The 23574-nt window shown below is 72.7% G+C and carries 23 protein-coding genes and 1 pseudogene; 13 read left to right on the forward strand and 11 right to left on the reverse strand.

Annotated features, from left to right (window positions below):
- On the forward strand, positions 1-990 hold a 990-nt coding region (locus tag EST92_RS31370), incomplete at its 5' end, for a (Fe-S)-binding protein (protein ID WP_161981753.1).
- A 37-nt stretch (positions 991-1027) separates the two neighbouring features.
- Here EST92_RS31370 and EST92_RS20750 read toward each other — a convergent pair.
- Positions 1028-1540, reverse strand: coding sequence for a hypothetical protein (locus EST92_RS20750; RefSeq protein ID WP_216849116.1), 513 nt, complete (start codon positions 1538-1540; stop codon positions 1028-1030).
- A gap of 278 nt (positions 1541-1818) precedes the next feature.
- Here EST92_RS20750 and EST92_RS20755 point away from each other — a divergent pair, with 278 nt between their 5' ends.
- The 4 genes from EST92_RS20755 (at position 1819) to EST92_RS20770 (ending at position 4521) form a co-directional block, all read left to right on the forward strand.
- Complete coding sequence (locus EST92_RS20755) at positions 1819-3003, forward strand: histidine kinase (protein ID WP_343283805.1); 1185 nt, start codon at positions 1819-1821, stop codon at positions 3001-3003.
- Complete coding sequence (locus EST92_RS20760) at positions 2988-3635, forward strand: response regulator transcription factor (RefSeq protein WP_129282366.1); 648 nt, start codon at positions 2988-2990, stop codon at positions 3633-3635. The genes EST92_RS20755 and EST92_RS20760 overlap by 16 nt, the downstream gene beginning before the upstream one ends.
- A 98-nt stretch (positions 3636-3733) precedes the next feature.
- A complete protein-coding gene (locus EST92_RS32300) occupies positions 3734-4321 on the forward strand; it encodes a Scr1 family TA system antitoxin-like transcriptional regulator (protein WP_254068932.1) in 588 nt (195 codons plus the stop codon).
- Between the two features lie 8 nt (positions 4322-4329).
- On the forward strand, positions 4330-4521 hold the full coding sequence (locus tag EST92_RS20770) for a DUF397 domain-containing protein (RefSeq protein WP_129282382.1): 192 nt from the start codon (positions 4330-4332) through the stop codon (positions 4519-4521).
- A 95-nt stretch (positions 4522-4616) separates the two neighbouring features.
- Here EST92_RS20770 and EST92_RS20775 read toward each other — a convergent pair whose 3' ends face one another.
- The 4 genes and pseudogenes from EST92_RS20775 to EST92_RS20790 all read right to left on the reverse strand — a co-directional run bounded on the left by EST92_RS20775 (position 4617) and on the right by EST92_RS20790 (position 7598).
- On the reverse strand, positions 4617-5240 hold the full coding sequence (locus tag EST92_RS20775) for a DUF5753 domain-containing protein (RefSeq protein WP_129282367.1): 624 nt from the start codon (positions 5238-5240) through the stop codon (positions 4617-4619).
- Between the two features lie 122 nt (positions 5241-5362).
- Positions 5363-5914: pseudogene (locus EST92_RS20780) on the reverse strand (DUF6879 family protein); the annotation flags it as partial.
- Positions 5915-5980: 66 nt separating this feature from the next.
- Positions 5981-6832 carry a helix-turn-helix transcriptional regulator gene (locus EST92_RS20785; RefSeq protein WP_129282368.1) on the reverse strand — a complete coding sequence of 284 codons (852 nt, stop codon included), beginning with the start codon at positions 6830-6832 and terminating at the stop codon, positions 5981-5983.
- A gap of 10 nt (positions 6833-6842) precedes the next feature.
- Positions 6843-7598 (reverse strand): DUF6879 family protein, encoded by a 756-nt coding sequence (locus EST92_RS20790; protein ID WP_129282369.1) that lies wholly within the window; start codon positions 7596-7598, stop codon positions 6843-6845.
- 171 nt (positions 7599-7769) lie between these two features.
- Between EST92_RS20790 and EST92_RS20795 the strand changes: the two genes are divergently transcribed.
- Positions 7770-8057, forward strand: coding sequence for a hypothetical protein (locus EST92_RS20795; RefSeq protein WP_129282370.1), 288 nt, complete (start codon positions 7770-7772; stop codon positions 8055-8057).
- 356 nt (positions 8058-8413) lie between these two features.
- Positions 8414-8821, forward strand: a complete 408-nt coding sequence (locus EST92_RS20800) for a hypothetical protein (RefSeq protein ID WP_129282371.1) — start codon at positions 8414-8416, stop codon at positions 8819-8821.
- Positions 8822-8928: 107 nt separating this feature from the next.
- Here EST92_RS20800 and EST92_RS20805 read toward each other — a convergent pair whose 3' ends face one another.
- The 3 genes from EST92_RS20805 to EST92_RS20815 form a co-directional block, all read right to left on the reverse strand.
- Positions 8929-9516 carry a GNAT family N-acetyltransferase gene (locus EST92_RS20805; RefSeq protein ID WP_129282372.1) on the reverse strand — a complete coding sequence of 196 codons (588 nt, stop codon included), beginning with the start codon at positions 9514-9516 and terminating at the stop codon, positions 8929-8931.
- Positions 9517-9671: 155 nt separating this feature from the next.
- Positions 9672-12947 (reverse strand): molecular chaperone Hsp90, encoded by a 3276-nt coding sequence (locus EST92_RS20810; RefSeq protein ID WP_254068933.1) that lies wholly within the window; start codon positions 12945-12947, stop codon positions 9672-9674.
- Between the two features lie 534 nt (positions 12948-13481).
- A complete protein-coding gene (locus EST92_RS20815; RefSeq protein ID WP_129282373.1) occupies positions 13482-14387 on the reverse strand; it encodes a DUF3027 domain-containing protein in 906 nt (301 codons plus the stop codon).
- Positions 14388-14780: 393 nt separating this feature from the next.
- On the opposite strand from EST92_RS20815, the gene EST92_RS20820 reads away from it, so the two are divergent.
- From EST92_RS20820 to EST92_RS20835, 4 genes are all read left to right on the forward strand, one after another.
- Positions 14781-16214, forward strand: a complete 1434-nt coding sequence (locus EST92_RS20820) for an MFS transporter (RefSeq protein WP_129282374.1) — start codon at positions 14781-14783, stop codon at positions 16212-16214.
- Positions 16215-16283: 69 nt separating this feature from the next.
- Positions 16284-16787, forward strand: coding sequence for a hypothetical protein (locus EST92_RS20825; protein ID WP_129282375.1), 504 nt, complete (start codon positions 16284-16286; stop codon positions 16785-16787).
- Between the two features lie 16 nt (positions 16788-16803).
- Complete coding sequence (locus EST92_RS20830; protein ID WP_129282376.1) at positions 16804-17571, forward strand: futalosine hydrolase; 768 nt, start codon at positions 16804-16806, stop codon at positions 17569-17571.
- 10 nt (positions 17572-17581) lie between these two features.
- Entirely contained in the window at positions 17582-18433 is an 852-nt protein-coding gene (locus EST92_RS20835) for a 1,4-dihydroxy-6-naphthoate synthase (RefSeq protein ID WP_129250646.1), read from the forward strand.
- Between the two features lie 48 nt (positions 18434-18481).
- Here EST92_RS20835 and EST92_RS32610 read toward each other — a convergent pair whose 3' ends face one another.
- Complete coding sequence (locus tag EST92_RS32610) at positions 18482-18865, reverse strand: cold-shock protein (protein WP_018089689.1); 384 nt, start codon at positions 18863-18865, stop codon at positions 18482-18484.
- A gap of 193 nt (positions 18866-19058) precedes the next feature.
- On the opposite strand from EST92_RS32610, the gene EST92_RS20845 reads away from it, so the two are divergent.
- Positions 19059-19337, forward strand: coding sequence for a hypothetical protein (locus EST92_RS20845; protein WP_129282377.1), 279 nt, complete (start codon positions 19059-19061; stop codon positions 19335-19337).
- On the opposite strand, the gene EST92_RS20850 is transcribed toward EST92_RS20845, so the two are convergent.
- On the reverse strand, positions 19274-19939 hold the full coding sequence (locus EST92_RS20850) for a haloacid dehalogenase-like hydrolase (protein ID WP_129282378.1): 666 nt from the start codon (positions 19937-19939) through the stop codon (positions 19274-19276). The genes EST92_RS20845 and EST92_RS20850 overlap by 64 nt on opposite strands.
- A gap of 127 nt (positions 19940-20066) precedes the next feature.
- Positions 20067-21239 (reverse strand): hypothetical protein, encoded by a 1173-nt coding sequence (locus tag EST92_RS20855; protein WP_129282379.1) that lies wholly within the window; start codon positions 21237-21239, stop codon positions 20067-20069.
- A gap of 176 nt (positions 21240-21415) precedes the next feature.
- Here EST92_RS20855 and EST92_RS20860 point away from each other — a divergent pair.
- Positions 21416-23574 (forward strand): helicase-associated domain-containing protein (locus EST92_RS20860; RefSeq protein WP_129282380.1); only part of this gene is annotated, 2159 nt, incomplete at its 3' end.

Consider the following 23574-nt stretch of genomic DNA (forward strand, 5'->3'; position numbering starts at 1 on the left):
GCGTCGCGTACCTCCGGCGACTGCCAGCCGTCCGTGATCACCTCGCCGGAGAGCATCTCGTGCAGCAGCCTGGCCCGTACGCCCCTGGCCGCCGTCGGCAAGCGCCTCGGCGGGATCGCCCCCGAGCGCCCCATCCCCACCCTGGCGACCGAGACCTTCACCCACTGGTGGTGGCACCGGCGCCGGACCACCGGAGCCCCGCACCCCGCCGCCGGCCGTACGGTCGTCCTCTGGCCCGACACCTTCACCAACCACCTCTCCCCCGAGGTCGGCCGCTCCGCCGTCCGCGTCCTGGAAGCGGCCGGCCTGCGCCCCCTCCTCCCGCCGACCGCACCCCCGCGCACGGGCCCCGCCGCGCTCCTCCCGCGCCGCCACCGCCCGCTCTGCTGCGGCCTGACCTACGTCTCCACCGGCCAGCTCGACCAGGCCCGCGCCGTCATGCGCCGCACGGTGGACGTGCTCGCCCCCCTCCTCCGGGACGGCCGCCCCCTGGTCGTCCTCGAACCCAGCTGCGCCGCCGCCCTCCGTACGGACCTGCCCGAACTGCTCCCCGACGACCCCCGGGCGGCCCGACTGGCCACCTCCGTACGGACCTTCGCCCAGGCCCTGGAGGAACTGGCCCCCGACTGGCAGCCCCCACGCCTCGACCGCCCCGTCGCCGGCCAGACCCACTGCCACCAGCACGCGGTCCTGGGCGACGCCGCCGACCGCCGGTTGCGCGCACGCGCCGGCCTCACCGGCTCGTTGACCGGCGGCTGCTGTGGCCTGGCCGGCAACTTCGGCTTCGAACGCGGCCACTACGAGGTGTCGGTGGCCTGCGCCGAGGACCAGTTGCTGCCCGCCGTAAGGGAAGCCCCCGAGGGGACGGAGGTCCTCGCGGACGGGTTCTCCTGCCGTACCCAGCTCGATCAGCTGGGCGACCGGCCGGGACGTCACCTCGCGGAGGTACTGGCGGAGGCGCTTGGGGAGGACGAATCGGCCGGGGGGTGAGGGCCGGGCTGGGGGGAGCCGGGCGCACCGCGCCCGCTCACTGCGCCTTGGCGAACGCGGCGCGCAGCCGGGCCCCGTTGAGAGGGAGGGCCGCTGCGCCGATGGCGAGCGCGCAGGTGGACTGGAGCAGGATGAACCACGCCGGCAGGGTGCCGGGGAGCACGTCGATGGCAACGATCGCGGGAGGCATGACCATCGAGATGATCCGCACCCGCAGGTAGGCCCAGCGCGCTCCGTGCGCGGCGCGGCCGGTCAGCCAGTAGGTGACGGCGGCGCTCGCGAACACCCCTGCCGACCGGCCCCACATGAACGAGGTCACTGCGTGCCCGGTCATCGCGAGGACGGCGACGGTGACGAGGACGCCGGCGCCGAGCACGCCGTACGCGCCGACGAGAGCCCGCACCGTCCCGAAGGCCTGCCGGGTGTGCGGAGATTCGAGGCGATCGACACCGGCCGTGAGGTGCGTATGGGTCGTGGTGTCCGTACGGGTCGTGATGTCCGTACGGGTCGTGGTGTCCATATGGGTCGTGGTGTCCGTATGAGTTTCCATGCTCAGCGACGCTATGAAGCGCTCGCCCGACGCGGTATCGGCCTGGGCCCACGGCTCGGTGGGGCCAGCCCCACTCCCCGGCTGACCAGGGCAGCAGCGGGCTCAGCGCGGTGCACAGTGAAAGCACCGAACGGCAAGCGAGGGGGAAGAGGACCATGAGACAGCTGGGTTCGTGGTGGGCACGCGCCGCCGTGGGGTTCATACGGCCGTGCGCCGTGGGGTTCATACGGGCGTGCGCCGTGGGGTTCATACGGGCGTGCGTCGTGGTGGCCGTCAGCATGCTGACCCCTGCCGTGTGGGCCGCCGCCGTGGCACTGGGGATCTGGTGGGGCGCGGGCAACCCGTGGTCGTGGGTGGCCCCGTGCGTGTTGGTGACCGTCGGCACGCTCACCCTGTCCCGCCCGGTCTGCCGGCTGGTCCGCTTCCTCGTCGCGAGGTGGACGGCCACCGTCATCCCCGCCGGATACCGGCAGGCCGGGCCGGTGATGCGGATGTCCACCGGGTACTGGTGGAACGGCTTCAGCTACGAACGGACCAGCCGCGACGCCCTCCTGGACCAGAAGTGGCGCCTCCGGTGGCGCGACCCCGCCAACTGGCGCGACCTGCGGTTCACGGCGGTCGCGCCGCTCACCGCGGGCGTGGTCGCCGCCCTCCCGCCGGCCGGGCTGGCCGCGGCGGTCCTCGGGCTCGGCCGGCCGGAGCCGGTCGCACGCGTCGTCGGGGCGCTCGGCCTGGTGTGGGCCGTCGCCTCCGCCCCGTACGCCTGGCGGCCCCTCCGGCCGGTGTCCGTCCGCTTCCTGCGCCCGTCGCCCGCCATGGAACTGGCCGACCGTATCGACGAGTTGACCGCCCAGCGCGCGGACACGACGATCGCGCAGGCCGCCGAGATCCGCCGGATCGAGCGTGACCTGCATGATGGGGCGCAGGCCCGCCTGGTGGCGCTCGGGCTCGCCCTGGCGACCGCGGAGAAGCTGATGCAGACCGACCCCGACCAGGCCAGAGCGCTACTGCGGGAGGCGCGGGCCGGCGCCGCCGCCTCGCTGGCCGAGATGCGCGAGCTGGTCCGGGGGATCAGCCCGCCGGTGCTGAACGAGCGGGGGCTCGTCGACGCCGTCCGCGCGCTCGCCCTGGACAGCCCGCTGGACGTGGCCGTCACCGCCGACGCCCCCTTGCGCCTGGATCCGCCGATCGAGTCCGCTGTCTACTTCGGCGTCGCCGAACTGCTGACCAACGCGGTCCGGCACGCCCAGGCATCCCGGGCACGCATCTCCCTCACCCGGGACGACGCCGGCCTGGTCGTCGCGGTCGAGGACGACGGCCGGGGCGGCGCCGACGTCCGGCCCGGCGGCGGACTCGACGGCCTGCGCCGCCGCCTCACGGTCTTTGACGGCACCGTGGAATTCACCAGCCCCTCGGGCGGCCCGACCCGTGTCACGATGGCGGTGCCATGCGAATCGTCGTAGCCGAAGACCTCTACCTCCTGCGCGACGGGATGGTCCGCCTGATCGAGGCGTGCGGGCACCAGGTGGTGGCGACGGCGGCCACCGGCCCCGAGACGCTGGAGGCCCTGCGGACCTGGCGCCCGGATGTGTCCGTCATCGACGTCCGCATGCCGCCGAAACAGTCGGACGAGGGCCTGCGGGCGGCCCTCGCCGCCCGCAGCGATATGCCCGGCCTGCCGGTCCTCATCCTCTCCCAGCACGTCGAGCAGCTGTACGCCCGGGAGCTCCTGGCCGACGGCTCCGGCGGCGTCGGCTACCTCCTCAAGGAGAGCGTGTTCGACGCCGACCAATTCCTCGACGCCCTGGAACGCGTCGCGGCCGGGGGCACCGCCATGGACCCGGCCGTCATCGCGAAACTCCTGTCCACCGGCTCCCCGAACCAGAGCCTCGACCGGCTCACCGAACGCGAACACTCCGTACTGGCCCTCATGGCCGAGGGCCTGTCCAACCAGGCGATCGGCCACCGCCTCTTCCTCAGCGAAGGCACCATCAGCAAGTACACCACCACGCTGTTCGCCAAGCTCGGCCTGACCGACGACGACAACAGCAACCGCCGCGTGCGGGCGGTCCTCGCTTATTTGAACAAGGCTTAGCGTGACCCGGGCGGTTAGCTGTTCCACGGGCAGGTAATCCACGTGCACGGACCGATACACGAACCGCTCGCACCAGTAGCCGGGCGTGAGGAGCGTCGATGCCGTCCCGCGCGTCATGCTGCCTCCCGCACGCGCGGGGCCTTAGGGGAGGGCGCGGTACGGCTCCGGCCATCCGGGCGCGCTCTGCCCGCATCCGGACCCAGCTCAGGACCCGTCCCGGCGAGTACGACGTACAGCCGCCGAGGTCGACCGAGGAACCGTCCCTACGACAGGAGCGGCAGCGCAGGGTTGAGGAAGGCGACACGCACTTCACGGCGATCATTTGGGAACCTGCCGTGACTGCGCTGACCTGCGAGCGCCATGAGCGCACTGGCCAGTTGACACATCTCCTTGAGGTGAGCCAGCGACAGAACATCACGCTTCAGCTCCTGCCGATAGCTGAAAGCCTGATCGCCGGAATGTCGGGCGCCTTCGTGGCTTTCTCGTTCGGAGTGGAAGCGAACGTGGAGGCAGTGACGCTGGAAAATCCGGCCAATACCAATGTCGTGGAGGCGCCCGAGGATCTGTCCCTGTATGTCAACGTGTTCGATCAGCTACGCTCGGCGGCACTGTCGCCTGATGAGTCCGCCGAGCGTCTCCGGCAGATCCTTGACGGCGGTCCGCAGCACAGGGGAGAGGGATCGTGAAGCCTGAGATGGTCAGCCCATTTCGCAAGTCGTCGTACTCGGGTCAAGAGGGAGACTGCGTAGAGGTGGCTCACACTGCTGACGGGGGCCGCATCGTACGTGACAGCAAGGACCCCGCCGGCCCACACATCGTCCTCGGCGCAGGCGCTTGGGGCTCGTTGATGCAAACGCTCAAGAGGGACGATCTCGCGGCCCACTGAGTCCCCCGGCCCCAGCCTGGTGACAGACGCACGCAAACAACGGCACGTTATCCGGACTACCTCCCGGCCCGGGGAAGGTGCCGTCATTCGCAGCCTCAGCGCAAGGCCTCAAGCGCCTTCATGATGAGCGCCCGCGCCTCCGCGCCGTACACGGCCATGCTGCGCAGCTGCTCGAACATCTGTAGATACAGGGCGATTTCCGGGGGCTGGGTAATTTTTACCTCGGCCGAGACCAGTTCCACCGAGACGAGGCTCTCATCGTACACGTGAAACGTCTCTTGCGGCCATTGTTCCCGCTCGCGAGTGTCCAGCGGAATGATTCCGAATGATACCGCGGGCAAGGCGCTGGCGGTCACCAGATATTCCAGCTGGGCAGCCATCGACTCCGGTTCTGGAATCTGGTGATACAGCACAGGTTCCTCGACGAGCAGGACGAATTCATGCCCCGGTTCGTGGAGGATTCTGGACCGCTCGACCCTGGCCCGAGCGGCCTCCGCGCTGTCGTCGAAGGGGAGGTCCGGGAAGTTGGCGACGCTGCGCAGCACTCCTGCCGCGTAGCCCTCGGTCTGCAGCAGGCCCGGCATGAGGGTCGAAGAGTAGATGCGGAACAGGGTCTCGTGGAATAACGGCACCAAGCTGTCCTGGAGTGGCTTCAGCCCGTCGCGTAGCTGGTGGCGCCACTCGGTGTACGTCGACTCTGCGTTTGGTGACTGCGACATTGCGTGCTCCCTGTGTACTCAGTAATGGCCGCTATGGGGAACGGAGTGACCGTCGGGCTCTGTTGACAACGTTCAGCGCCTCGGTGTCGTGGACGGCCGGCTCCCGGAGTGCCTTCCGCACTTCATTCCATGCTCCGCGGTGATGGATCGCTCTGGGCTTCGGCCACCAGAGCCGCCACCTGCTCGAAGGGCACGGAGTGATGAAGCGCGGCGTCGCGTACCTGGGCGTACCGCATCACTTTCGCGGGTTCCGTAATCAATTCGGCGTGGAGGAGCGTGTCTTCCTCGTTGAAATGCAAGAGGGCAATGAGCCGTGAGTCGAAGATCCAGAAGTCATCGGCGGGTAGTTGGAGCCGCTCAGCGTCGGCGCGCCACAGATTGCGCATCCTCGCCTGTGGCTGCATTCCGCTTCGCATTGTTGAGCAGGTACAGCTGGCCGGTGGTCGGTGGGTTGTCGACGTTGCGGACCCGGCCGACGCGCTTGCCCGCTGCCGTCTGTGCCTGCATGTTCCTGCACCACTCGTTTTCGAGATCCCACGTCACTGTGCCCGTCTCGACGAACTCACGTAGGTTTCGGTCTCGCGGTCGGAGGCATAACCACGGCGGGTCTCCAGACGCCATGCCGAGTGTTCAAAAGTCCTGAAAAGCTTCCGGAAATCGTTCAGGTCGATGAGAGTAGTCACGTGGTGGCCTCCTTGGCTTCATTCAGCCGTTGCGCGAGCTCTCTGATTTGCATGGAATCAGTGAGCGTTGAGGGCTCGGCGAGCCCCGTTTATTACGTTCTGCGCCTTGGAGCCATAGACCGCAGATTTCTGAAGGGTGTTCCAGACCTTCATGTATGTGGCGATGCTCTGTGCGTCGTCCAGCCACAGCTCCGCGTGCCAGTCCTCAACGATCGCGATCCGCTCATCCAGCACCCAAAACCCGTTGGCCGGCGGGATCTTCAGTGGTGCACTGAAGGGCACAATCCCCAGTTCGACGGTGTCGAGGCCGATAACACCCGCGAGCCGGTCGAGCTGAGCGGCGAGCACTGAGGGCGGGCAAACCAGAGCGTGCAGCGCCGCCTCCCACATGAGGATCCGGTACTTCTTCCCGGTCTTGTACAGACCTTCTTGCCTCCGCAGGCGTGCTCGAACCGCGTCTTCGGTGTCGCGGGGAGACTCGTGCAAGGTGGCATAGCGCGTGAAGATGTGCCGTGCGTATTCAGCTGTCTGAAGCTGACCCACGACCATGGCCCCTTGCCATACATGGAAGACGGAAGTCCGCAAATGTTCCGCATTATGGGTGTCCTGTACGGCTCTGTGCCCCGAAGCGAGTTGTCGGCGCCACGAGCGCACCTGGGACTCCAGGGCAGCCACCCGGGAAGTCAATTCTTCTGCCACTTCCGGTTGGCTCGTGGCCTCTGCCCAGGCTCGCAGGTCATCGGCGGTGGCGGTCTGCCGCCCGTTCTCCAGTTTGCTGATCTTGGAGTGTGGCCAGTGCAGCCGTTCGGCAAGTTGGGCTCCGGTGAGCCGACCTTCAGGGCATGAGTGGCGCAGTTCCCTGAGTCGGTCGCCCAAGGCTTCTCGCGCCTGCTGGAAGTCAGTGCTCACCGAGCCATTGTCACCGTTGCGCTGCGGCTGTCGCTTCCGCGAACTGCTGATACGGGACGGCGTAATGCCACGCGGCGTCACGCGCCTGGGCGTAGCGGTTGACGGCGGCCGGTTCGGTGATCAGCTCGACGTCGATCAGGTTGTCCGAGTCGTCGAAGTTGAGCAGGGCAACGAGTCGGGAGTCGAAGATCCAGAAGTCTTCTTCCGGCAGCTGGAGTTGCTCGGCGTCGGCACGCGAGAGGTTGCGAATGTCTTCGCCCACGGCGCTGTTCCGCTTCGCGTTGTCGAGCAGGTAGAGCTGGCCGGCCGTCGGAGGGCTGTCGACGATGCGGACTCGCTCGAAGCGCTTGCCGAGGGCGGACTGCTCCCTTCGCTTGGCGCACCATTCCGAGTCCACGCCGTCCCACACCACGGGCTCGCCCCGGGTGAACTGGGCGTACGTTTCGGTGCCTTCATCGCTGGCATAGCGACGCCGAGTCTCCAGCCGCCACGCCGTGTGCTTGAAGGTGGTGAAGAGCCGACCGAATTCGACCAGGTCAATGATGCGTGGCACGCGGGTAGCCTCCTTCGGGCCGAAGTCCACCAGCAACGTACGGGGTAAGACGATCGCCGTCTCGCCCTTGGACAGGTGCTGGAGCTGAGTGATGTCGCGAGGGTCGGTGAGCGGCGGGCCGTGCACGATGATCTCGCCCGTGTCCAGGTCCTCATGGACGGACGGGCATCCGTCGCCGCCGCTTCCGGTGCCGTTGAAGCGCAGTCGCCTCATGGTCGTGCCCCTTCGTTCGGACTGACTCGTCCAGCATTCAGGGGCTCGAAGCCCGGCGGTACAGGGTGCTCCCAGCTGCGTAAGAAGAATAGAGAAATCCTGGTCACGGTGCGCGAAACTTCGAGAAACTTTCCTGGCAGCGCCACCCTGCCTGTCCTTAGCGTCCCGTCCATGACCACACCGGAACAGCAGCATGGGACCGATCCCATCGAAGTGGCTGAATTCTCGGACGCTGCTCTGGCCTCTGGCGGGATCACACCATCGCCTCAAGGCGACGACGCGTCATCTGAGCTGCGGTTCGTGGCGCTGGGGCGAGTCCCGGTAGAGCACCGCTGCCCCACATGCAAAGACCTTGACCGCGACCGAAAGCAGGCCGAAGCGGACCGGGACCCCAGCAAGGTGACCGACTTCAACGTCCTGATCGTCCGGCATCGGATGACGCACCCCGCTGAGCCGTAAACGGGAGCGGGCAGTCGCAAAAACCCCCGCCCCGGCCGCCATTCCCTGCCAGGACACGGCCGGAGCGGGTGGGCCCACACAAGGACGAAGGGCCCTCGCACGTGCACGACGACGCGCGGACCGACCGTGCGCCGACTGAGCACCCGAGGAGATGACCATGCGATACCACCTCGCCCCGGTCAAGTACGGCGGTGACGAGGACGACAACCAGGACGGCAATCCCAACGGCGGCTGCGGCGACGGACAGGGGTGTGGCCGCCAGTAGGCCGTGAAGCCGGACGGCCCCCGTTCCCTGACCCGGGCGAGGGCCGCCCGTTCGGAGCAGTGCAAGCACGGTATTCGCAGCAGGGAGAGAGATGACCGGACCCCACCATCATGCCTACATCTGGCTCGGCAGCGGCGATGTCCTCGTCAAGCCGGGGGATGCGCACCGGCGGCCGGGGCACCCGGAGTTCCCTTCCGCGCAGGTGATGCCGCTGGAGTGTGCGGACTGGCTGCTGAAGCCGGCCTCGCGGATGGAGGGGACATTCGTCGAGCCGAAGGAAGGGGCCGACTGGTACGAGGAGCAACTCACCCGGCACGCCCACCTGTTCGTCGGTTCGTCGGTGCCGGATCCGTCGTACGAGGAGACCGTGCGGGCCCTGGCTGCCGGGGAGGACCGGGTCGGGGGGTGGTGGGTGAGCGGCGGGCGGTTTCTCTCGGTCAATCTGATCGCCTGCAGTCCGCATCGGGTGCGCCCTGATTACACCTGCCCGCAGCGGTAGCCTGGCATGTCGTCCTCGATGTGGGCTCTCCAGCTGGACAGCCATAAGGACGGCCGGTTCGGCACCTGAGGGACAGCGCCAACGCACGACGCACCACCGGCTCCCGGTCAGGCGTCGCCCTGGACCCGGGCATGAAGGTGCATGTCATGCCAGCCGTCCTGTTGTAGATGGGCACTGCGGCGGGTGCCCTCCAGGAGGAAGCCGGACTTGGCGGCGACCCGGCAGGAGGGCTCGTTGGCGGTCGAGTGGGCGAGTTCGAGACGGTGGAAGCCGGCCTCGTCCAGAGCCCAGGCGGCCAGCGTGGCGAGGGCGCGCGGGGCGACGCCGGTGCCGCGGGCGTGCGGCAGGACCCAGTACGCGCACTCGGCTTCGCCATGGTCCAGATCCATCCGGCGCAGGCCCGCCCGGCCGAGGATCTCGCCGCCGGCGGCCCGGGTGATGGCCCACTGGGCGTCCCGCTCCTGCCGCCAGGAACGATGGGCGGCCGCGATCCACTCCCGCGCTTCCGCCGGGGACGTCACATGGCGCATGTGCCAGCGCCGGATCTCTTGGTCCTGGTAGGCGGCTTGCAGGACGGGGCCGTCGGCCGGCTCCCAGGGGCGCAACAGCAACTCGCCGCCGGGTGAGGGGAGAGAAGGCTGCGGCACGGCCGAGAGGGATCCGGCGGTCAGGGCGGGCGTGATCGCGAGAGGCATGGGCGGCATCATCTCCCTGGCCTGGCGTGCGGCGCCACGGAGTGCGGCCGTACACACGACGCACCCCGGCCCCCGTCGCACCCGCGGACGCACCGCGCGACGGGACCGGTCCCACCCCCGGCCCCACGCCCGGCCCCGGCTCCGGCCCCGCTCCCTCAGTCGAACCAACGCGCCCGGGCCAGCTCCTCGCCCCGTTCCGGGTCCTCCAGGAGGGCCGCGACCTCGAAGCGGCGGGGCCACTGGCCGGCGGCCCAGGCCAGGCCCGCCGCCACGCCCTCCAGGGTCGCGGCGTGCACGGTGCCGTCCGGGGTCCGGCGCCAGTCCAGTTCGGTGGGGCCGTCGGGGCCGTCGACGAGCAGTTCCTCGTGCTCCACGTACGCCTCGGGGGTGGTGGCGCCGAGCAGGACCCGTACGACCTCCGGCACCTCGTGGCGTACGCCCTCCGAGCGCACCGCGGCGGCGAGCGCCTCGCTCAGCCGCGGTACCTGGAGCAGCTCCGTCAGCGCAGCGGCGCGGCTCGGGCGTACCGGGAGCAGGGCCAGGTCACGGGCGAGCGGCAGCAGATCCGGTGCGTCGGCGACCACCGCGTCGGCCGCGTCCACCACCCGGACCTCGCGGTCGACCACGGCGCGCAGCTCGTCGGGCAGGGTCACCTGATCGGGGTCCAGGCCGGCCAGCATGCCGTAGAGGGCGTGCAGTTGGGCGGTGCCGACGGGCAGGTCCGGGTCGGCGAGCCGGGAGAGCAGCTCCGCCGCGCCGCCCGGCTCGTCCAGGAGCGCGGACACCGAGGTGCGTACGCCGAGCGCCCGCAGGACCTGCGCATCGACCTCCCCCGCGTCCGCGGACTCGTACAGCCCGGCCAGCAGCGGGTCACCGCCGGCCGACCGCAGACCGGCGGGCCGGCGCCCGTCCAGCACCGGGTGTCCGCGCAGCCACCAGGCGGTGTAGGGGCGGACGGACTCGGTGGTGCCGTCCGGGAGCAGGACCCGGACGGGCGCGGTCAGGGCGTCGCGCAGCGGCGGCTGGGACAGCATCGCCAGTACCTGGGGCCAGGCGTCGTCGTCGACCAGGTCGAGGTCGCGGACCGCGACGAGTTCGGTCACCACCGGCGGTACGGCGGTCTCCGGCAGCGCGTCGAGGATGTCCTCGCACCACACGTCCACCGCGTCCAGCAGGCCGACGTCGTCCGGCTCGGCGAAGTCCCCGTCCCGCGGCTCCATTTCGTCCGGGTCGAGCACGACATCGGTGGCCCGGACGAGCGCGAAGGCGGCCATGACGCCCACGGCCGTCAGCGGCTGCTCGCCCCACCGGTCGGCCAACTCCCCGTCGCAGGCGGCGAGTTCACCTTCGCGGATGACCCGCTCGAAGTCGCTGCCCGGGTACACCAGTTCGCCGGCGGGCGCCAGCTCACCGTCCTCGTCGGGCAGCGCGAGTGCCCCCAGCCAGGGCTCGTCGCCCGGCGCGAGGTTGGCGTCCCGGACCAGGCCGAGCACCGTCTCGGCGAGCTCCTCGGCGCCCAACGGGGCCCCGCCCGGCTCGTCGGCGAAGACGTCGTACGCGTCCTCGTCCGCGTCCAGCGAGTTCGCGACGGCCGCCCGCACCTGGGGCGTGGTCAGCACGGCGCGCGGGGCGGCCGGGGTGGCGCCCAGCTTCTCCAGCAGCGGGTGCACCGCATCGGGGTGGGCGACCTTCAGCCCCAGCCGGGCCAGCGTGCGGTGCCGTGCCGCGGCGTCCTCGTCGGGACCGGCGGTGGGCTGCGGCAGCAGCACCTGACGCGGCCCGATCGTGGTCCGTACGGTGCCCTGCACCCCGCCGGGGCCCTGGCCCGCCGTGCCCGCCAGCGGCACCGGCAGCCCGCTGAGCCGGTCCGGGTCGGTACCGGCCAGCGCATCGTAGAGCCGCCACCACCAGCCGGGCGAGCGTTCGACGCCCGCCAGCCGGTCGACCATCTCGCCGAGCGGTACCCGGGCCACGCCCAACGCCCGCAGTTCCGGACGGCGTTCGAGGCCGGCCGGCAGCAGGCTCGGGAACAGCTCGGCCAGCACCCCGACGGTCGCCGCGCCCGCGCCCTCCACCAGCTCGGCGTCCACCGGCCGCAGCACATAGCGGTCCACGCCGCCGTCGCCCTCGTCCCACTCGCCCACCGCCGGCGCCTCGGGCTCGGCCCGCACACCGTCGCGCGGCGCGCCCGCGCTCGGCAGGAACCGCACCCGCGGCAGCAGCTCCAGCACCTGGCGGCGCAGCTCACCGTCCAGACCGCCCTTGCCCAGCGGCCCGGGCACCAGGTCGAGGGTGCCGACCGAAACCGGCTGCCACTCGCCCAGCAGCGACGCGTAGGCCGCGGCCGCCCGGCCCACCAGGAAGTCCGCGAGCGGGCCCGGCGCGACGTGCCGTCGGGTCGGCTCCAGCGGGAACGAGGCGATCAGCAGCGCGGGCAGGCCCAGCGGCTCGTCCGTCGGCGTCGGCGCATGGACGACCGGCGCCGTCCCCGGCCGGGCCGGTGCGCCCGCGTCGTCCACCGGCACCGCCCAGGTCACCGACCAGACCGGCCGCAGCCGCTCCTCGACCGGCCGGTCCGCCAGCAGCGCCGGGTCCAGCGGACCACCGTCGCTCGCCACCCGCCACCGGGTGGCGCCCCGCGCGCTGTCCTCGATCAGGACGTACGGACCGTCCTGCCGGCGCCGCAACTCCCGTACGCCCTCCGGGGTCTCGACCACGACCTCGGCCAGCCCCGGCAGCGTCAGCAGCAGCGCGGCATCGATCCCCGCCAGCAGTCGCTCGGCGAGATCCTGCGCCGCGACGTCCCGCAGCGGCAGCACGACGGCCGTGTCGTACCCCTCGGGCGCCCCGCCCTCCGCGGGCAACGGCAGCCGCAGCAGCGGGACGTGCCCGTCCCGGCGTCGCAGCTCCCCGCCCAGGCCGGGGCTGTGCGCCGCCACCTCTTCCGCCATCGCCCGGGCCTCGGCCAGCGACCAGCGCACGCCTCCCGTACGGCCCACCAGCGCCGGCTCGTCACTCACGGACAGCACCGCGGCGAAGCCCACACCGAAGCGGCCGACCGCACCGGCCGCCACACTGGCCTCCCGCTTCGCGGAGGCCCGCAGCGTCGACAGCGACTCGACGCCGGTCGCGTCCAGCGGGGCACCGGTGTTGGACGCGACGAGCACGGCGGGGGCATCGCGGTCGGCCGCGTGCAGGGTCAGCCGGAGCCGGCCGGGGACACCGGCCCGGGCCGCCGCGTCCGCCGCGTTCTGCGCCAGCTCCACGACGAGCCGGTCACGGTAGCCGCCGAGCGCGAGGTCCTCCTCGGCGTTGGCATCCTCCCGGAACCGGGCGGGCGACGCGGCCCAGGCATCCAGCACCCCACGCCGGAGCCGGCCCGTCCCGAACGGATCTCCGGCCGCGCCTCGCACCCAGGACGTAGCTGTCACTGTCCGTCTCCCTCGTATGTCGGTGCGGCCGACGGTATCGCCCCACGTTGCCGGGTTTCCCGCCGTGTCCGTTCTGTGGTTCGTTCCCCGCCTTCGGCGGGAGCGGAAGTGGTGGTGGGGTGGGGCTCAGTAGCTGCACCCCCACCCCGGTGGGGGTGCAGAAGAAAGACAACAAACCAGAAGCGCACCGGATGACGAAGAGCAGCAGACCAGCCGGGATACGAAGACCGGCCGGAGGTACTCAGACCAGAAGCTGGGCCCGAGTGGGACGCGGCCGAGCTGCTGGTTTGTCACCTTTTCCCCCACCGGGCGGGGGTCGCCATCCGGGCGGGAGGTGGTGGGCCGGAGGGGCCTGTGTTGTGGACGTAAAGCGAAGCAGTCCACACCACAGGCCCCGGAGGCCCACCACCGGCACCCACCACACACACTCAGCGGCCCCCGCCGAAACACCCCACCCCGCCGAAGGCGAAAAACAACAGACGAGGCACGGCGCCGCAGCCGACTACGTACGCCGGGCCGCCAGGCAACAAGCGCTCAGCTGTGGCCAAGCTCCTCCGCCGGCCCGGCCTCCTCCACCGAGCCCCCGTCCCGCTCGGGACGCAACGCCAGCGGCTCGACCACCGTCTCGTCGACCACCGGCGCGGCCGGCCGCGGCGGCTTCGGCATGACGGCGGCCTCGGAGTGCGCCCCGCAGCCGTACGCGAGGGAGACGACCCGGCCGTCGGCGGGGGCGAACTCATTGGCGCAGACGCCGAAGGCCTGGCGCAGGGAGCCGGTGAGCGGGGTGAGGAAACCGCAGGTCATGCAGGTGGCGGGGGCCGCCTGGGCCATGGGGGTCTTGGCTCCGTAGGCCTCTTCCCAGCGGTCGGCGGCGCTGTGCAGGCCGTAGCGGGACAGGACCCGGGCGCGGCGCATGCCCAGTTCCTCGGCGAGGGACGCGATGCCGCCGCGGTCGGGGGCGGGCTGGATCGCGGGCGAGCCGGGCAGGACGGGGGCCTCCTCGGTGTCCGCGACCTCGGCGGCCATGCCCTCCGCGACGGCGGAGTTCGGCGGGGGGACGTCCTCACCGGAGAAGCCGGCCTCCAGCCGCAGGTCGTCGGCCTCGGTGGGCAGCAGGTCGCCGGGGCCCATGTCGCCGGGGCGAAGCCGCTCGCTCCACGGCACCCACTCCGGCGCGAGCAGCGCGTCGGGGCCGGGCAGCAGGACCGTCTCGTCGAGCGTGACGATCTTGGCACGGGAGGCCCGGGCGACCGTCACGGCCCAGCGCCAGCCGCGGTAGCCCGGCTCGTTGCAGGCGAAGAGGTGGGTGACGACGCGGTCTCCGTCGGCGACGGCATCGATGTGGTCGCCGACCATTCCGGGCAGCGCGGCTTCCTCCGCCGCCGCCCGGGCAAGGTCGACCGCCTCGGCGCACAGGCGGTCAGGGGTACGGCTTCGCATCGCAGCACTCACAAGAATCGATTCTCTCTTCTACGCCAGTCTCACGAGCGCGCCAGCCGGAGCTGTCCTTGTCCTGTCCGGACGACCGGCGGTACCGGGGCGGGCGGAGCGGACCTGGGGACCGCGTCGACGTCCGCGCCCGGTCGTTTCGGTCGAGCGCACCTCTCACATCCCATTCTGCGGGATCGCGAGGAGGCACGCGGCCAAAAACGACCGCCGGTGGCGCGCTACACACGCTACCCCTTCAGCGGTGTACGACCCCTCGGCGGGAGTGGCGAATGTCCGCAGCGCCGTCCGCGGGCCGGTGCGCCCCGCGCGCCAGCACTGAGAAAGTGCCCCCTCGTGGGCGAGTTGGGGCACTATGGCCGGGTGACTGCCGCAAGGGTGTCGAAGGTGTCGAGGGCCTCACGGAAGTCAGCACGGACGTCGTCCGGGGGGTCCCGCGCCTCGACGCGGAGCGGATACGGGGGCGGCCGGGCACGCCGCGCCGGCCGGGCCCTCGGCCGGGCGCTGCACCGTCCGTTCACGGGCGCGGCACGCGGGCTGCGGCGCGCCACGCATGCGCACGGCGCGGGCGAATCGGGTCTGGGCAAGCTGATCGAACTGCATGCGGTGAACTCCGCCGGCGACATGATGATCACGGTCGCGCTGGCCTCGACGGTGTTCTTCTCGGTGCCGACGAACGAGGCGCGGGGCCGGGTGGCGCTGTATCTGGCGGTGACCCTGGCCCCGTTCGCGCTGCTCGCGCCGGTGATCGGGCCGCTGCTGGACCGGGTGCCGCACGGCCGGCGGGCGGCGATGGCGGGCTCGATGCTGGCGCGGGCGCTGCTGGCGCTGACGATGTCGGGCGCGGTGGCGACCGGCGGTCTGCAGCTGTATCCGGCGGCGCTGGGGGTGCTGGTGGCGTCGAAGGCGTACGGCGTGATTCGCAGTGCGGTGGTGCCGCGGCTGCTGCCGCCGCGGATTTCGCTGGTCAAGGCCAATTCGCGGGTGACGCTGGCGGGGTTGCTGGCGACCGGGGCGGCGGCGCCGATCGGTGCCGGGCTGCATCTGCTCGGGCCGGCCTGGCCGCTGTACGGGGCGTTCGTCGTGTTTGCGACCGGTACGTTCCTGTCGTTCTCGCTGCCGCACAAGGTCGACTCGGCGAAGGGCGAGGGCCGGGCCCGGCTGACGTCCCGGGAGGCGTCGGCGCGGGCCGCGGCGGGCGGTGCGCGCAAGCCCGGACTGCGCACCGTCGGGCCGTCGGTGCTGCACGGGCTCCAGGCCAATGCCTGTCTGCGGGCGCTCTCCGGTTTCCTGACGTTCTTCCTGGCCTTCCTGTTGCGGGACCAGCCGCTGGGCGGGCTTGGGGAGGCGGCCTCGCTCGGGCTGGTGGCGGTGGCGGCCGGTGCCGGCAATGCGCTGGGGACGGCGGTCGGTGCCTGGCTGAAGGCCCGCGGGCCGGAGGCGATCATCGCGGGGGTGCTGGGGCTGGCGCTCTGCGCGACGGTGCTGGCGGCGGTGTTCTACCAGGTGGTGGCGGTGGTCGTGGTCACCGCCGCAGCGGCCGTCGCGGGGCTGTGCCAGGCGCTGGCGAAGCTGTCGCTGGACGCGATGATCCAGCGCGATGTGCCGGAGGAGGTGCGGACCTCGGCGTTCGCCCGGTCCGAGACGGCGCTGCAGATGTCCTGGGTGGTGGGCGGGGCGGTCGGGATCTCGCTGCCGCTGATCGGCACGCTGGGGATGGCGGTGGCCGCGGGGCTGGTGATGCTGGGGGTGGGGGTGGCGGTACGGGGACTGCTGAGCGCGGCCCGGCACGGCGGTACGGCGACCCCCCGGGTGGCCTGACTTCCCGCGGGCACGCGGCACGCCGTACCCGGGCGTGGCGTGTGCCGGGGGGCCCGATAGCCTGCCCGTATGACCGCTGCGTTGATCTCCTGGGGCAAGGGCCGCCGTGCCGCTGCCGCCATCGGTGCCGTGTCCCTGGGTCTCATCACCCTCTCCGCCTGCGAGAAGCCGACCGCGCTCTCGACCGTGACCGTCGGGTCGACGACGGTGCAGGCCGAAGCCACCCCCGGCTGCAACGGAGACGGCAAGGTCCTCTCCAAGAAGGCCATCTCCGCCTGCCTGACCAAGAAGGGCGAGAAGACGATCACCGTGCACCCCGGTGAGAAGGTGCGCATCGGCGTCGACCCCCAGGTCGCCAAGTCCGGCTGGATCGTCATCGGTGCCGGCCCCGTCATGCGCGAGCCCAGCAAGCAGACGTACCGCAGCTTCGACGCGGACACGCTCTTCATGCAGCAGAACCCGCAGACCGGGCAGACCACGTACAGCAAGGACGTCACGCTCCAGGTCGCGGAGCTGAACGCGGGCGAAGGCCCCAAGGCCATGTGGCACTTCACGCTGAAGCAGGAGAACTGAGCCGGAGGGCCGTCCGATGCGGGTCCTGGTCGTCACGGCGGTGGCCGCCGAACGCGACGCGGTGTGTGCCGCGGCTCCGTCCTGCGACGGGACGACGCTGCCGGGCGGATACCCGCTGCGGCGGGTATCCGGCCCGCCGGTGGCGCTCGATGTGCTGGCCGCCGGTGTCGGCCCGGCCGCCGCGGCCGCCGGCACGGCCACCGCGCTGACCGCCGCCGCGCTCGGCGGAGCGCCGTACGACCTGGTCGTCTCGGCCGGGATCGGCGGCGGCTTCCCGCCCGGCCCCGACCATGGTCGGCCGGGGGCAGCCTCCTCCGGGGCGCCCGTGGGGTCGGTGGTGGTCGCGGACGCGATCGTCGCGGCCGACCTGGGTGCCGAGACCCCCGACGGCTTCGCGCCGGTCACCGAACTCGGCTTCGGCAGGGTGCTGCACCGCCCCGAGGAGGCGCTGGTCAAGGCCGTCGCCGCGGCGGCCGGTGCGGCCACCGGCCCCGTCGTCACCGTCTCGACGGTCACCGGCAGCGCGGCCCGCACCGCCGAGCTGGCGGCGCGTCACCCGGGTGTGCTCGCCGAGGCGATGGAGGGGTTCGGGGTCGCCGAGGCGGCCGCCGCGCACGGGGTGCCGGTGCTGGAGCTCCGTACGATCTCCAACGCCGTCGGCCCCCGGGACCGCGGCGCCTGGCGCATCGGCGCCGCCCTGGCCGCCCTGACCGACGCCTTCCGTACGCTTCCCGGAGCCCTGACGGCCGCCGCCCGGGCGGCCGGTGAGTCGCACCGTCCCTGAGGAGGACCCCGTGACCCGGCCGCTGAACATCGCGTACTCGCCGTGCCCGAACGACACCTTCGTCTTCGACGCCCTGGCGCACGGCCGCGTCCCGGACGCGCCCGAGCTGGCGGTCACCTTCGCCGACATCGACATCACCAACGGCATGGCCGAGCGCGGTGAGTTCGATGTGCTGAAGGTGTCGTACGCGGTGCTGCCGTGGGTGCTCCAGGAGTATGCGCTGCTGCCCTGCGGCGGGGCGCTGGGGCGCGGCTGCGGCCCGCTGGTGCTGACCAGGCGGCAGGGCGCGGCCGCGGATCTGGCCGGCAAGACGGTCGCGGTGCCCAGTGAACGCTCCACCGCCTATCTGCTGTTCCGGCTGTGGGCCGCGGCCGAGGTCCCGGGCGGCGTCGGGGAGATCGTGGTGCTGCCGTTCCACGAGATCATGCCGGCGGTGCGCGACGGCAAGGTCGACGCGGGCCTGGTCATTCACGAGGCGCGCTTCACGTACCAGAACTACGGTCTGGTCTGCCTGGCCGACATGGGCGAGCACTGGGAACTCACCACCGGCCTGCCGATCCCGCTCGGCGCGATCATCGCCAAGCGGTCGCTGGGCGCGCCGGTGCTGCGCGCGCTCGCGGCGGCGATCCGCAGCTCGGTCCTGATGGCCTGGGACGATCCCGAGGCGTCCCGGCCGTACGTCCTGGAGCACGCCCAGGAGATGGACCCCAAGGTCGCCGACCAGCACATCGGGCTGTACGTCAACGAGTTCACCGCCGCCCTCGGCGAGGACGGCTACGCCGCGGTGCGCGGGCTGCTCACCCGCGCCGCGGCCGAGGGGCTGGTGCCGCCCCTCGGCCGCGATGCGCTGAGCTTCGTGTGAGGTGAGTGGTGCCGGGCGGGCCGGCGCGTCACCACGGGGCCGCTCGCCTCAGACGTCCAGCTGGTCGGCGACGGCGCGCAGCATGCCGGCGATCTTCGCGCCGTGCACCTTGTCGGGGTAACGCCCGCGTTCCAGCTGCTGGGTGACGTTCTCCAGGAGGGTGGTGAGGTCCTGGACGATCGAGGCGAGTTCATCGGGCTTGCGGCGCTGGGCCGCGGCCACCGAAGGTGCGGGGTCGAGGAGGGTCACGGTCAGCGCCTGGTCGCCGCGCTGACCGGCGACGACGCCGAATTCGACGCGCTGGCCAGGCTTGAGTGCCGCCACGCCGTCGGGCAGCACCGACGAGTGTACGAAGACGTCACCGCCGTCATCGCGGGAGAGAAAGCCGAAGCCCTTCTCACTGTTGAACCACTTGACCTTGCCGGTAGGCACGTCTGTCCTCGTCCTCGTACTCGTGGGAAAAAATGGGCTGGGATACTGGGAAATTCTGCGGCAGAAAACGGTCCGGATAGCAATGCAGCGGGCCGCAGGACCCGCCGGCACCAAGGCTAATGGTCCCAAGGCCGGTGACAAGACGCAGCCGGGTGGATCCGCGGTGCTTCTGGCCCGGACTTACCCTGGTCAGGTGTCTGACGAAACTCCCCAGGCCGGGGATCTACTGGTCCGAATCGGCGCGATCGTGTTCCTAGTTGGCGCAGTGGCCACTCTCGCCACGGTGACGCCGCTGTTCCTCGGAACCGAACCGCTGCCGTCCGCTTTCTACTGGCTGTGCATGCTGATGGGCGCCGGATTTCTGGTCGCCGCGGCCGGAGTGATCCGCTCTGCGGCCGCGCAGCGCCGTCAGGCGGAAGCCACCTCCGAGGCATCCGCCCCGTCCGGCCCCTCGGCCCCTTCCGCCACGTAGCGCTCCAGCCACGCCGGGAAGTCCGTCAGATCGGCGAGCAGCACCTCGGCACCGGCCGCCCGCAGCTCGTGCGCCTCGCACGGGCCGGTGGCGACGGCCACGGACAGCGCGCCCGCGGTGTGCGCGCCCCGGACGTCTCCGGTGTGGTCGCCGACGTAGACCTGCGCCTCGTGTGCGCGCAGCGCCTCGGCCTTGGCCTCCGCCCACAGGGAGCCGATGACGGCGTCCGCCGCGAGGCCCAGGTGCGTCAGGTGCAGCTTGGCGTTCGGCTCGTATTTGGCGGTCACCACGATCGCCCGGCCCCCTGCCGCATGCACGGCGGCGATGGCCTCCCGGGCGCCGGGCATGGCCGTGGTGGCCGTGATCGCGTGGGCCGGGTACAGCGTGCGGTAGAGCGCGCTGACCTCCGTCACCCGCTCCTCGGGGAACCACCGGCGGATCTCCTGCTCCAGCGGCGGGCCCAGCCGGGTCACCGCGGCCTCCGCGTCGACGAAGGTGCCGGTCCTGGCGGACAGCTCCTGATAGGCGGCCTTGATGCCGGGTCGGGAGTCGATCAGCGTCATGTCGAGGTCGAATCCGACCGTCAAGGGGTGCGCAGCCATGCCTGCCATTGTGCCTGCGGGGGGAAGGGGGGCCGGGGGTCGTACGTGGCCGGGGCCCGGACCGGACGGGCCGCGGGACGCCGGCCGGGCCCAGCCGGCGGGGCGTCCGCGCGGCGGGCGGAGGCGCTCAGCGCGGTGCGCGTCGCATTCGCCACACCAGGAACAGCGCCGAGGCGACCGCCGCCACCCGGACCATCCCCGGCAGCCCGTCGAGCATCTCCTGCCCCAGCCGGCCGTGGGCGATCGGCGCGCCCCAGCGCCCCTCGAACCGGCCCCACAGCCACACCACCAGACCCCCCACCACGGCCCCCGGCACCCCGAGTGCCGCGAACTTGGCCTCGGGACGGCTCAGCCGACGCGAGGCGTAGGCCAGCCCCCAGCCGCCCGCCAGCGCGAGCCACGACCCCAGCGCCGCCCCGCCCACCAGCAGCAGCGCGGCCAGCGTCAGGGCCGGGCTGAGCGGCGGGCGGGCCGGGGCGACCACCACCTCGTCCGGTTCGCCGGCCCCGGCCGGTGCCACGACGGGCGCGGGGGGCCGGCCGAGCGCCCGCCGCAGCAGCCGGGGCAGCGGGCGGCCCCGCGGTGCGGCGCCGCTGCCGTCCGCGTCCGGCTCCTCGGCCCCGCCGGCCGCCGCCGCGCCGTCCTTCCGCAGCGACGGCGGGCGCTCGCTCGCCGGCCGGTCCCACATCTCGGGGATCTCGATCCCGCCGACGAACCCCGGCACGGTGTCTCCGGGGCCGAACGGCCCCGGCTCCACCCGCCACCAGTCGGGCGCCGAGCCGTCTCCCAGCTCGTCCGCGCCGGCCAGATGCGGCGGCAGGCCGGCGCTCGGTGCGGAGTCCGCTGCGGAGTCCGGCGCCCGGTCCCGCGGGCCGGGCACCGTGCCGGGGGCGGACGCCGTGCCGGTCAGGGGGTTTTTACCGGTCAGCCCGCTGCGCCGGGCCAGACCGGTGAGCCGCTCGCGGGCGGTGGGGCGGGACGGCTCCGGCTGCGACGGCCGGCCGGACATCGGGCCGAGCGGCACGGCGGGCCGGTCGTCACCCGGGGTGGTGCGCGCCCCCGGGACCCCGGGCGTCCGGTCGCCTCCGCCCACCGCGGCCTCGACCACCGCTTCCGGGGTGCCCAGCCGCGCCAGGGTCCGCTTCACGGCGGAGACCGAGTCGGCCCGCTGGCCGTCGAGCTCGGCCCGCAGCCCGCTCACCAGCCGCATCCGCGTGCCGGAGTCCAGGCCCCGCTGCTGAGCCAGGTCGCCGACCCGGCTCAAATAGTCAAAGACGAGCTGATCACTCTCGATCCCCACGAAATCCCCTGCGGCGTCCGCTGGTTGCTCCCCCGACGGTACCCCGTCGGCCGGCGGCCGGACCGGAGGGCGCGGCGCCGGGGCGGGTGACGCGGGAACGGCGCCGGGGCGACGTGCCACGAAACCTCGCCGCCACCCGGTCCCCTGCCCTCCCCCGCCCCGCTAACGTAGGACGAATGACCGGTACACCCCGCACCCTCGCCGAGGAGCTCAGGACCCGCCCGGACGGCGGGCTCATCGGGCTGCTGCGGGCCCGGCCCGATCTGCTCAGCCCGGTGCCGGGCGATGTCACCCAGCTCGCGACCCGGGCCGGGACGCGGGCGTCGGTCGTGCGGGCGGTCGAGCGGCTCGACCGGTTCGTGCTGCAGACCGCGGAGGCGCTGGCGGTGGCGCCCGACCCGTGCCCGTACGACACGCTGGGCGCGCTGATGGGCGGGGAGGCCGGGGACCGGGCGGTCGCCGCCGAGCTGCCCCGGGCGGTGGCGGAGCTGCGGGCGCAGGCGCTGGTGTGGGGCCCGGACGACCGGCTGCGGCTGGTGCGTACGGCCCGGGAACTGCTCGCGCCCAGCGCCGCGCACCCGTCGCCGACCGGCCTGGGCCCGACCGTCACCGAGGCCGTGGCGGGGATGTCGCCGGGGCGGCTGCAGGAGATCATCGCCGCGGCCGGACTGCCCACCACCCATGACCCGGTCACCGCGGCCGCCGCGCTCACCTCGCTCTTCCGCGACCGCGAGCGGATGGCGGCGCTGCTGGACACCGCGCCCGCCGAATCCGTCGCCGTCCTCGACAAGCTGCTGTGGGGCCCGCCGTACGGCGGGGTCACCGACCGCCCGGCCCCGCATCTGCAGTGGCTGCTCGACCGCGGCCTGCTGCTGCCGGCGGGCGCGCGCAATGTCGTCCTCCCCCGGGAAGCGGCGCTGCAACTGCGCGGCGGGCGCGCCCATCACACCACCGAGCCGGTCCCACCCCCGCTCTCGCCCACCACGGAACGCGATCCACAGCTTGTGGACAACGCCGCCGCGAGCCAGGCGTTCACCGCGCTCGCGACCGTCGAGGAACTCCTCAAGGAGTGGGACCTGGGCGGCCCGGCCGTGCTCCGCGCCGGCGGGATGAGCGTCCGCGACCTCAAGCGCACCGCCGCCGCCCTGGACACCACCGAGCAGCTCGCCGCCTTCTGGCTCGAACTCTCCTACGGAGCCGGGCTGATCGCCTCGGACGGCGAGGCCGACGAACGGTTCGCGGCCACCCCGGCCGCCGAGGAGTGGCTCCAGCTGCCCGACCCCGAGCGCTGGGCGGCGCTGGTGGCCGGCTGGCTGCGCGCGACCCGCACCCCCGGGGTGGTCGGCACCGCCGACGCCAAGGGCCGCGCCCTGGCCGCCCTCGGCCCGCACCTCGACCGCTCCCCGGCCCCCGAGGTCCGCCGCCGCGCCCTCGCCCTCCTTGCCGGCCTGCCGCCCGGTACGTCCGTACCGGGCGCGGCGGTGCTCGCCCGGCTGCAGTGGGAGCGTCCGCTGCGCGGTGGCCGGCCGGCCGCGGGCCAGGTGTCCGCGGACGGTGCCGGCGACGCCGCGGGCCCCGCCGGCACCCCCGCTCCGGCCGACGACCTCCGCTCGCGGCTGGCCCAATGGACCCTGACCGAGGCCGAGTTGCTCGGGGTGACCGGGCGCGGTGCGCTCTCCTCCCACGGCCGCAGCCTGCTCGACCTCCCCGCGGACACCACCGCCCCCACCCCCGCCGAGATCGACGCGGCAGCGGCCCGCGCCGCCGCCCGGCTCGCCCCGCTCCTGCCCGAACCCCTCGACCACGTCCTCCTCCAGGCGGATCTCACCGCCGTCGCCCCGGGCCCACTGCACCGCCCGCTCGCCGAGGCGCTGGGCGTCCTCGCCGACATCGAGTCCAAGGGCGGCGCGACGGTCTACCGCTTCACACCCGGCTCCGTACGCCGCGCCCTGGACGCCGGCCGCTCCGCCGCCGAACTGCAGGAGTTCCTCACCGCCCACTCCCGCACCCCGGTCCCGCAGCCGCTCGCCTACCTCATCGACGACGTGGCCCGCCGACACGGCCACCTGCGGATCGGCGCGGCCGCCGCCTACGTCCGCTGTGACGACGACGCACTGCTCTCCGAGATCCTCGCCGACCGCCGCGCCGCCCCGCTCCGGCTGCGCCGGCTCGCCCCCACCGTGCTCGCCGCCCAGACCTCCCCCGACCAACTCCTCGACGGCCTGCGGGCGATGGGCTACGCCCCGGCCGCCGAGTCCGCCGCCGGCGACGTACTGATCGCCCGCGCCGACTCGTACCGCACCCCGCCGCGCACCGCCCCCACCAGCGTCTTTCC

Source organism: Streptomyces sp. TM32 (assembly GCF_004122755.1).
GTDB classification, from domain to species: domain Bacteria; phylum Actinomycetota; class Actinomycetes; order Streptomycetales; family Streptomycetaceae; genus Streptomyces; species Streptomyces sioyaensis.

Excerpts from the sequence above, each read along its gene's own strand:
- EST92_RS20750 (WP_216849116.1), bottom strand. The coding sequence starts at position 1,540 with ATGGAAACTCATACGGACACCACGACCCATATGGACACCACGACCCGT.
- EST92_RS20755 (WP_343283805.1), top strand. The coding sequence starts at position 1,819 with ATGCTGACCCCTGCCGTGTGGGCCGCCGCCGTGGCACTGGGGATCTGG.
- EST92_RS20760 (WP_129282366.1), top strand. The coding sequence starts at position 2,988 with ATGCGAATCGTCGTAGCCGAAGACCTCTACCTCCTGCGCGACGGGATG.
- EST92_RS32300 (WP_254068932.1), top strand. The coding sequence starts at position 3,734 with ATGCCGTCCCGCGCGTCATGCTGCCTCCCGCACGCGCGGGGCCTTAGG.
- EST92_RS20770 (WP_129282382.1), top strand. The coding sequence starts at position 4,330 with ATGGTCAGCCCATTTCGCAAGTCGTCGTACTCGGGTCAAGAGGGAGAC.
- EST92_RS20775 (WP_129282367.1), bottom strand. The coding sequence starts at position 5,240 with ATGTCGCAGTCACCAAACGCAGAGTCGACGTACACCGAGTGGCGCCAC.
- EST92_RS20790 (WP_129282369.1), bottom strand. The coding sequence starts at position 7,598 with ATGAGGCGACTGCGCTTCAACGGCACCGGAAGCGGCGGCGACGGATGC.
- EST92_RS20795 (WP_129282370.1), top strand. The coding sequence starts at position 7,770 with ATGACCACACCGGAACAGCAGCATGGGACCGATCCCATCGAAGTGGCT.
- EST92_RS20800 (WP_129282371.1), top strand. The coding sequence starts at position 8,414 with ATGACCGGACCCCACCATCATGCCTACATCTGGCTCGGCAGCGGCGAT.
- EST92_RS20805 (WP_129282372.1), bottom strand. The coding sequence starts at position 9,516 with ATGCCTCTCGCGATCACGCCCGCCCTGACCGCCGGATCCCTCTCGGCC.
- EST92_RS20815 (WP_129282373.1), bottom strand. The coding sequence starts at position 14,387 with ATGCGAAGCCGTACCCCTGACCGCCTGTGCGCCGAGGCGGTCGACCTT.
- EST92_RS20825 (WP_129282375.1), top strand. The coding sequence starts at position 16,284 with ATGACCGCTGCGTTGATCTCCTGGGGCAAGGGCCGCCGTGCCGCTGCC.
- EST92_RS20830 (WP_129282376.1), top strand. The coding sequence starts at position 16,804 with ATGCGGGTCCTGGTCGTCACGGCGGTGGCCGCCGAACGCGACGCGGTG.
- EST92_RS20850 (WP_129282378.1), bottom strand. The coding sequence starts at position 19,939 with ATGGCTGCGCACCCCTTGACGGTCGGATTCGACCTCGACATGACGCTG.